8 protein-coding genes are annotated in these 6,576 nt (G+C 74.1%); 4 read left to right on the top strand and 4 right to left on the bottom strand.

What is annotated here, in order from left to right; genetic code table 11:
- Positions 1–62: 62 nt before the first annotated feature.
- Positions 63–266, bottom strand: a complete 204-nt coding sequence (locus DY240_RS32480; protein WP_158602991.1) for a hypothetical protein — start codon at positions 264–266, stop codon at positions 63–65.
- On the opposite strand from DY240_RS32480, the gene DY240_RS24755 reads away from it, so the two are divergent.
- From DY240_RS24755 to DY240_RS24745, 3 genes are all read left to right on the top strand, one after another.
- Positions 265–1,386, top strand: coding sequence for a glycerate kinase family protein (locus DY240_RS24755; RefSeq protein ID WP_119662371.1), 1,122 nt, complete (start codon positions 265–267; stop codon positions 1,384–1,386). The genes DY240_RS32480 and DY240_RS24755 overlap by 2 nt on opposite strands.
- An 86-nt stretch (positions 1,387–1,472) precedes the next feature.
- Entirely contained in the window at positions 1,473–1,820 is a 348-nt protein-coding gene (locus tag DY240_RS24750) for a HesB/IscA family protein (RefSeq protein WP_119662370.1), read from the top strand.
- A 67-nt stretch (positions 1,821–1,887) separates the two neighbouring features.
- A complete protein-coding gene (locus DY240_RS24745; protein WP_119662369.1) occupies positions 1,888–2,985 on the top strand; it encodes a winged helix DNA-binding domain-containing protein in 1,098 nt (365 codons plus the stop codon).
- Here DY240_RS24745 and DY240_RS24740 read toward each other — a convergent pair.
- Genes DY240_RS24740 through DY240_RS24730 form a run of 3 tightly spaced genes read right to left on the bottom strand, consistent with a single transcriptional unit; the run spans position 2,969 to position 5,499 of the window.
- Entirely contained in the window at positions 2,969–4,036 is a 1,068-nt protein-coding gene (locus DY240_RS24740; RefSeq protein ID WP_199702355.1) for a DNA polymerase IV, read from the bottom strand. The genes DY240_RS24745 and DY240_RS24740 overlap by 17 nt on opposite strands.
- Before the next feature lie 36 nt (positions 4,037–4,072).
- Complete coding sequence (locus DY240_RS24735) at positions 4,073–4,294, bottom strand: sulfurtransferase TusA family protein (RefSeq protein ID WP_119662368.1); 222 nt, start codon at positions 4,292–4,294, stop codon at positions 4,073–4,075.
- On the bottom strand, positions 4,291–5,499 hold the full coding sequence (locus tag DY240_RS24730) for a cysteine desulfurase family protein (protein WP_119662367.1): 1,209 nt from the start codon (positions 5,497–5,499) through the stop codon (positions 4,291–4,293). Before DY240_RS24730 ends, DY240_RS24735 begins: the two co-directional genes overlap by 4 nt.
- 132 nt (positions 5,500–5,631) lie before the next feature.
- Here DY240_RS24730 and ctaC point away from each other — a divergent pair, with 132 nt between their 5' ends.
- On the top strand, positions 5,632–6,486 hold the full coding sequence (gene ctaC / locus DY240_RS24725; RefSeq protein ID WP_119662366.1) for an aa3-type cytochrome oxidase subunit II: 855 nt from the start codon (positions 5,632–5,634) through the stop codon (positions 6,484–6,486).
- Positions 6,487–6,576 lie beyond the last annotated feature (90 nt).

Here is a 6,576-nt window from a genome sequence, read left to right as displayed (position 1 = left end):
GGGCGCGGGCCGCCGTTCGGGCTCGGGATGGTCGCCGGGCCGGGAGCCGCCGGCCGGGGCCGTCACGGCACACCACCGGGCCGCCCGGCGTGCGCGGCGGCGACGACCTGGTCTGCCCCGGACTGCACCAGCGTCATCTCGCTTTCGTGGCCGCTGGTCGTGTCGATGGACGGACGATACCCGACATGGTCCCCCGCGTAACCGGAAGCGCCGGACGGATGCGCCCCATGCCGGCCGCGGGCGCGATGCGGCACACTCTGGGCCATGCGGATCCTGGTTGCACCGGACAAGTTCGCCGGAACGCTCACCGCCGTCGAGGCCGCCGACGCCATCGCCGAGGGCTGGCGGCGCTCGGCGCCCGGCGACGAGGTCGTCGCGGTCCCGATGGCCGACGGCGGGCCCGGCTTCGTCGACGTCCTCCACTCCAGCCTGGGCGGCGAGCTGCTCGCGTCGACGGTCACCGGGCCGCTCGGCGAGCCCGTCCCGGCGACGTTCCTGCTGGCCGGCGATGTCGCGTACATCGAGTCGGCGCAGGCCTGCGGGCTGGCGCTGCTCCCGCTGGGCGACGACGGCCGCACACCGGTCCCGGGCGTCGCGGCACGGGCGTCCACCTACGGCGTCGGCGAGCTGATCGCGCACGCCGTCGACGCCGGGGCGCGCCGGGTGGTGGTCGGGCTCGGCGGGTCGGGGACGAACGACGGCGGCGCCGGCCTGCTCGCCGCCCTCGGCGCGGTGGCGAAGCCCGACGACGCGCTGACCGGCGGGCCCGACGCCCTGGCCGGACTGACCGCGCTGGATCTCGAGCCGGCGAAGGCCCGGCTCGCCGGCGTCGAGCTGGTCGCCGCCTCCGACGTCGACAACCCGTTGCTCGGGCTGCGTGGCGCCACCAACGTGTTCGGGCCGCAGAAGGGCCTGGTCGACGACGCCGACCGGCTGGCCGCCGACGCCGCGTTGACGACGTTCGCCGACCTGGCCGACCGGCGGGTCGCCGACCACCGGGGCGCGGGCGCGGCCGGCGGGCTGGGGTACGGGCTGCTGCTGCTCGGCGGCGTCCGCGAGCCCGGCTTCGACACCGTCGCGCACGCCGTCGGCCTGCCCGACCTGGTCGCCGGCGTCGACCTCGTCATCACGGGGGAGGGGAAGCTGGACTGGCAGTCGATGAGCGGGAAGGTCGTGTCCGGCCTGGCCGCGCTGGCCGGGCCGGCGCTGCGCCCGTGCATCGCCTTCGCCGGCGCCGTGCAGGTCGGCAACCGCGAGCTGCGCGCCAACGGCATCGAGGCCGCGTACGCCATGGTCGACATGGTCGGCGCCGAGGAGTCCTTCGGCCGGCCGCGCGAGAGCCTGGCCGCCGTCGCCGAGCGCGTGGCCAAGACGTGGAGTCGGTGATACTGGTTGACGGAGAAGGAATGTCCTTCTGCCGGGACGCGTTGTAGCGTTGAAGACGTAGTCCGACCTCGGAGCAGGAGAACGAGATGACGGTTCAGGAACAGGTCACCGACGGTGTCGTGCTGACGGACGGCGCGGCCTCCAAGGTGAAGGCGCTGCTCGACCAGGAGGGCCGCGACGACCTGGCGCTGCGCATCGCCGTCCAGCCCGGTGGCTGCTCGGGTCTGCGCTACCAGCTGTTCTTCGACGAGCGCTCCCTCGACGGCGACGTCGTGAAGGACTTCGGCGGCGTCAACGTGGTCGTCGACCGCATGAGCGCTCCGTACCTCGGCGGCGCCACCATCGACTTCGTCGACACCATCGAGAAGCAGGGCTTCACCATCGACAACCCCAACGCCAGCGGCTCCTGCGCCTGCGGCGACTCCTTCCACTGAGCTCACCGCTCCCGCGACGGGGCGCCGGCCCGACGGGCGGCGCCCCGTCGGCGTTCATACTGGCGGCGTGGATGTCACCATCGCGCGATGGCGGTTGCGCACCCAGCGCCTCACCGAGCCGCCCGCACGCACCGCGGCGGAGGCGATCGGCACGCTCCTCGCCGTGCAGGCGGAGAACCCGGCCCAGTCCGCGTGGGCGGTGGCGGCCCGGACCGCAGCCCCGGACGGCAGCGAGCTGGCCGCACTGCTCGACTCCGGCGCGGTCCTCCGTACCCACGTCCTGCGTCCGACGTGGCACTACGTCGCCCGCGACGACCTCGACTGGCTGCTGGCGCTGACGGCGCCTCGCGTGGCCAAGGTCACCGCCACCCAGCTCCACGGCGATCTCGGGCTCACCGTCCCGAACCTCGATCGGCTCACGACGGCGGTGCTCGACACGCTCGCGACGACCCCGGACCGTACCCGCGACGAGCTGGCCGCCGCGGTACGCGACCACGTACCGGCGCTGGCCGAGCGGGTGACGGGACGGCTGATGATGCTGGTCCTCGCGCACCTCGAGCTCGATCGCCTGGTCTGCAGCGGCCGGCCCCGCGACGGGGACCACACGTACGCGTTGTACCGCGACCGCGTCGGCGCGCGTGCCGACGCGGCGACGTTCGACCGCGACGAGGCGCTGGCCACGATCGCCCGGCGCTACTTCACCGGGCACGGCCCGGCGACCGTCAAGGACTTGGCGTACTGGGCCACGCTCACGGTCACCGACGTCCGCCGCGGGCTGGCCGCCGTCGGCGACGAGCTGGAGTCCTTCGACCACGACGGGCGCACGTTCTGGCACGCGCCGGGCGATGCGCCCACCGGGCCGGGCCGGCCGGACGGTCATCTCCTGCAGCTGCTCGACGAGATCTACCGCGGCTACCAGGACTCGCGCTGGGTCCTCGACGCCGAGGGGGTCGTCCCGCGGTCCCGCGAGGCGACCATCGGCATCGCGCTGGTGGACGGCCAGGTGGTGGCCGGGATGAAGCGCACCGTCACGCCGTCGTCGGTCCGCTTCGACCTGACGCCGCACCGGCCGCTGTCGGCCGCCGAACGGCGGGCGCTGACCGACGCCGCCACCCGGTACGGCGACTTCCTGGGGCGGCCGGCCGTGCTCACCGGTGCGGGTTGAGCGACGGAGCGTCGTAGCCGCCGTCCGGAGGGACCATCTCGGCCCGCACCCCGAGCAGCCTGATCGGCCGGTCGTCGTCGAGGCCGTGCAGGAGGTCGAGCGCGGTCCCGGCGATGACCGCCGGGTCGGTGGTCGGCTCCGGCAGCTTGCGGACCCGCGTGAACGTGAAGAACGGCGCGAACCGCACCTTGAGGTGGACCCGGGCACACGCCCGGCCCTCCCTGCCGATGTCGGCCACGACCTGGTCGGCCAGCGCGCGCAGCGCGGCCGCGACCTCCTCCGGCGTGGTGAGGTCGCGCTGGTAGGTCGTCTCCCGCCCGTGAGCCCGGGCGATCCACGGGGTGTCGTCGACGACGGAGGCACTGACGCCGCGGCCGAGCTGCCCGATGTACGGACCGGTCGCGGGCCCGAACTCCTTCACGAGCGGCTCGTCCGGTGTCTCGGCGAGGTCCCGCACCGTGGTGATGCCGAGCGCGGCCAGCCGGGAGCCGATGCGGTTGCCGACGCCCCACAACGCCGTCGTCGGGCGGTCGCCCATGACGTCCATCCAGGTGTCCCGGGTCAGCCGGAAGACGCCGCGCGGCTTGCCGAACGCGGTGGCGGTCTTGGCACGGACCTTCGTGTCACCGATGCCGATGGAGCAGTGCAGCCGGGTGGCGTCGAGGACGGCGGCCTGCAGCGCCCGCGCGGTCGCCTCGGGGTCGTCGGTGTCGATGCCGACGAACGCCTCGTCCCAGCCCAGGACCTCGACCACGGCGCCGGGGAACGCCCGGAGCGTCCGCATCACGTGGGCGGACGCGGCCTCGTAGTGCGGGAAGTCGACCGGCAGGAAGACCGCGTCCGGACAGCGTCGTGCTGCGGTCTTCAGCGGCATCCCGGACCGGACGCCGAACTCCCGTGCCTCGTACGACGCCGTCGAGACGACGGCGCGCTCGGTGGGGTCGCCGCGCCCGCCGACGATCACGGGGCGGCCCGCGAGCTCGGGACGGCGCAGGACCTCGACCGCCGCGAGGAACTGGTCCATGTCGACGTGCAGCACCCAGGCCGTCATGGGCCCATCATGGCGGCCGCGCCAGCCTGGGGACCTTCAGTGCAGGCGGCGGACGGTGTAGGCGTCGCCGTCGGCGCCCACGTACTCGTGCGACCGCATGCGGCACCAGGCCGGCACGTCCGACGCCGCCGCGGGGTCGTCGGCCAGCACCGTCACCGCCGCGCCCACCTCGACGTCGCCGATGTGCCTGGCCAGCTCGATGATCGGCAGCGGGCAGCGCATGCCGCGGCAGTCGAGCACGAGGGCCGGGTCGGTCACAGCGCCTCCAGGCCCGCTCGCAGGCGGGTCACGACCTCCACCACCGCGGCGAGGAAGCGGTCGACGTCCGCGCGCGTGGCGTCGCGGGTCAGCGAGACCCGCACGTTGCCGTGGGTCAGCGCGCCCATCGCCGCCAGCACGTGGCTGGGCCGCAGCGTGCTGGACGTGCAGGACGAGCCGCTGGAGATGGCGAAGCCGGCCCGGTCCAACTCGCTGACCAGCGCCTCGCCGTCGAGATAGAGGCACGAGAACGTCACCAGGTGCGGCAGCCGCAGCGTCGGGTGGCCGACGACGTCGACGTCGTCGAGCAGCTCGGGGATCCGGGCGCGGATGTGGTCGACCAACTCGCGCTGCCGATCGGCGACGGCGTCGGCCTCCTCCCAGCGGGCCCGCAGCGCGGCCGCGGCCGCGAGCGCGCCGGGCACGTTCTCGAACCCCGGCACCCGGCCGCCGCCGCGCTCGTCGTCGGGCAGCGGGGAGCGCCAGCGCACGTCGCGGCGGATCGCCAGCACGCCCACCCCGGCCGGGCCGCCCCACTTGTGCGCGCTGGCCGTCAGCACCGACCAGCCCTGGGGGAGCGGCAGCCGCCCGGCCGCCTGGGCGGCGTCGACCAGCAGCGGGACACCGAGGTCCGCGCAACGCGCAGCGACCTCGTCGACCGGCTGGACCGTGCCCACCTCGTGGTTGGCGGCCTGCAGGCAGGCCAGCACGGTGTCGTCGTCGACGGCGGCCGCGAACTCGGCCGCGTCGACCAGGCCGTCGCGGTCGACGCCGACCTCCGCCGTCGTGGTGCTCTCGTGCCGGGCCAGGTGGGCGGCGGTCTGCAGCACCGCGGAGTGCTCGACGGCGGAGACGGCGACCGCCCGCGGGCCGGCACCCTGACGCCGTCGGGCCGCGACGCTGCCCAGCATGCCCAGCTGGATCGCCTGCGTCCCGCTGGCCGTGAACGTCACCTCGTCCGGTCGGGCCCCGACGACCGCGGCGACGATCTCGCGCGCGTTGTCGAGCAGCATCCGGGCCCGCCGCGCCGAGCCGTAGAGGCGCGCGGGATCGGCCCAGCCCTCGTCGGCGGCGGCCAGCAGAACCTCACGGGCCGCGGGGTGCAGTGGCTCCGTCGACGCCGCGTCGAAGTACCCCGGCGGCGCGGCCCCGGGCGGCGGCGACGCGAGTGCGTCCGACGGCGCCGACACGCCGCGCGTGCTCATCGAGTACCTCCCGGAATGACGGCGAAGGGCAACCGCTAGGGTTGGGCGCGACAGGAGAAGTTTGCTCTCGCCACGGTGCCGGTTGCCAGTCCGCCCGGCCGCGGCGAGCGGGTCGAAAGAGAAGGGCGCCTCGTGAGTCAGTCTGGCAGGGTCCGACCGGCGCGTCGCCGGGCCGCGACCGCCGCCGTTCTCCTCCTCGGCACGATCCTCGTGCTGGGTGGTTGCTCGGCACAGCAGCGCGACGAGTGGTCGCGGCTGGCGCTTCCTGAGGGGGCCACCGAGGAGGCCCCGCTGATCGGCAACCTGTGGCTCGGCGCCTGGATCGCGGCGTTCGCGGTCGGCGCGCTGGTGTGGGGCCTGATCATCTGGGCGATCATCGCGTACCGCCGCCGCGGCGACGAGCTACCGAAGCAGACGCGGTTCAACATCCCGATCGAGTTCCTGTACACGGTCGCGCCGCTGTTCGTGCTGGTCCCGCTCTTCTACTTCACGGCCGACCACCAGGAGCAGCTCACCGACACGTCGGAGGAGCCCGACCTCGTCGTCGGCGTCATCGGCCAGCAGTGGTCGTGGACGTTCAACTACCTCGACGAGGACGTCCACGACGTCGGCACCATCAACGACCGGCCGACGCTGTACCTGCCGGTCGGCCAGACGGTGCGGTTCGAGCTCGAGTCGCCCGACGTCATCCACTCGTTCTGGATCCCGGCGTTCTACATGAAGCAGGACGTCATCCCGGGTCACCCGAACGCCTTCCAGGTGACGCCCGACCGCGAGGGTTCGTACGCCGGCCGCTGCGCCGAGCTGTGCGGCGCCTACCACCAGTCCATGCTGTTCGACGTCGAGGTCGTCTCCGAGCAGGAGTACCAGGACCACATCGACGGCCTCCGCGAGGCCGGCCAGGAGGGCATCATCGAGCCGCCGATCCGGGGCGCCTACGACGACGAAGTGCTGGGCGAGGAGAACACGGGGGGTGACCACGAGTGACGACGTACCTGGAGCGGACCGCCGCGGCCGGTGCCATCGCCCGGCCCAAGCGGAAGGGCAACGTGGTCGTCCGGTGGATCACCTCCACCG

Source organism: Jiangella rhizosphaerae (genome assembly GCF_003579925.1).
Lineage (GTDB): Bacteria > Actinomycetota > Actinomycetes > Jiangellales > Jiangellaceae > Jiangella > Jiangella rhizosphaerae.
Note: the sequence above shows the minus strand (reverse complement) of the source record. Positions and strands in the feature narration are given on the sequence as shown.

Excerpts from the sequence above, each read along its gene's own strand:
- DY240_RS24755 (WP_119662371.1), top strand. The coding sequence starts at position 265 with ATGCGGATCCTGGTTGCACCGGACAAGTTCGCCGGAACGCTCACCGCC.
- DY240_RS32480 (WP_158602991.1), bottom strand. The coding sequence starts at position 266 with ATGGCCCAGAGTGTGCCGCATCGCGCCCGCGGCCGGCATGGGGCGCAT.
- DY240_RS24750 (WP_119662370.1), top strand. The coding sequence starts at position 1,473 with ATGACGGTTCAGGAACAGGTCACCGACGGTGTCGTGCTGACGGACGGC.
- DY240_RS24740 (WP_199702355.1), bottom strand. The coding sequence starts at position 4,036 with ATGACGGCCTGGGTGCTGCACGTCGACATGGACCAGTTCCTCGCGGCG.
- DY240_RS24730 (WP_119662367.1), bottom strand. The coding sequence starts at position 5,499 with ATGAGCACGCGCGGCGTGTCGGCGCCGTCGGACGCACTCGCGTCGCCG.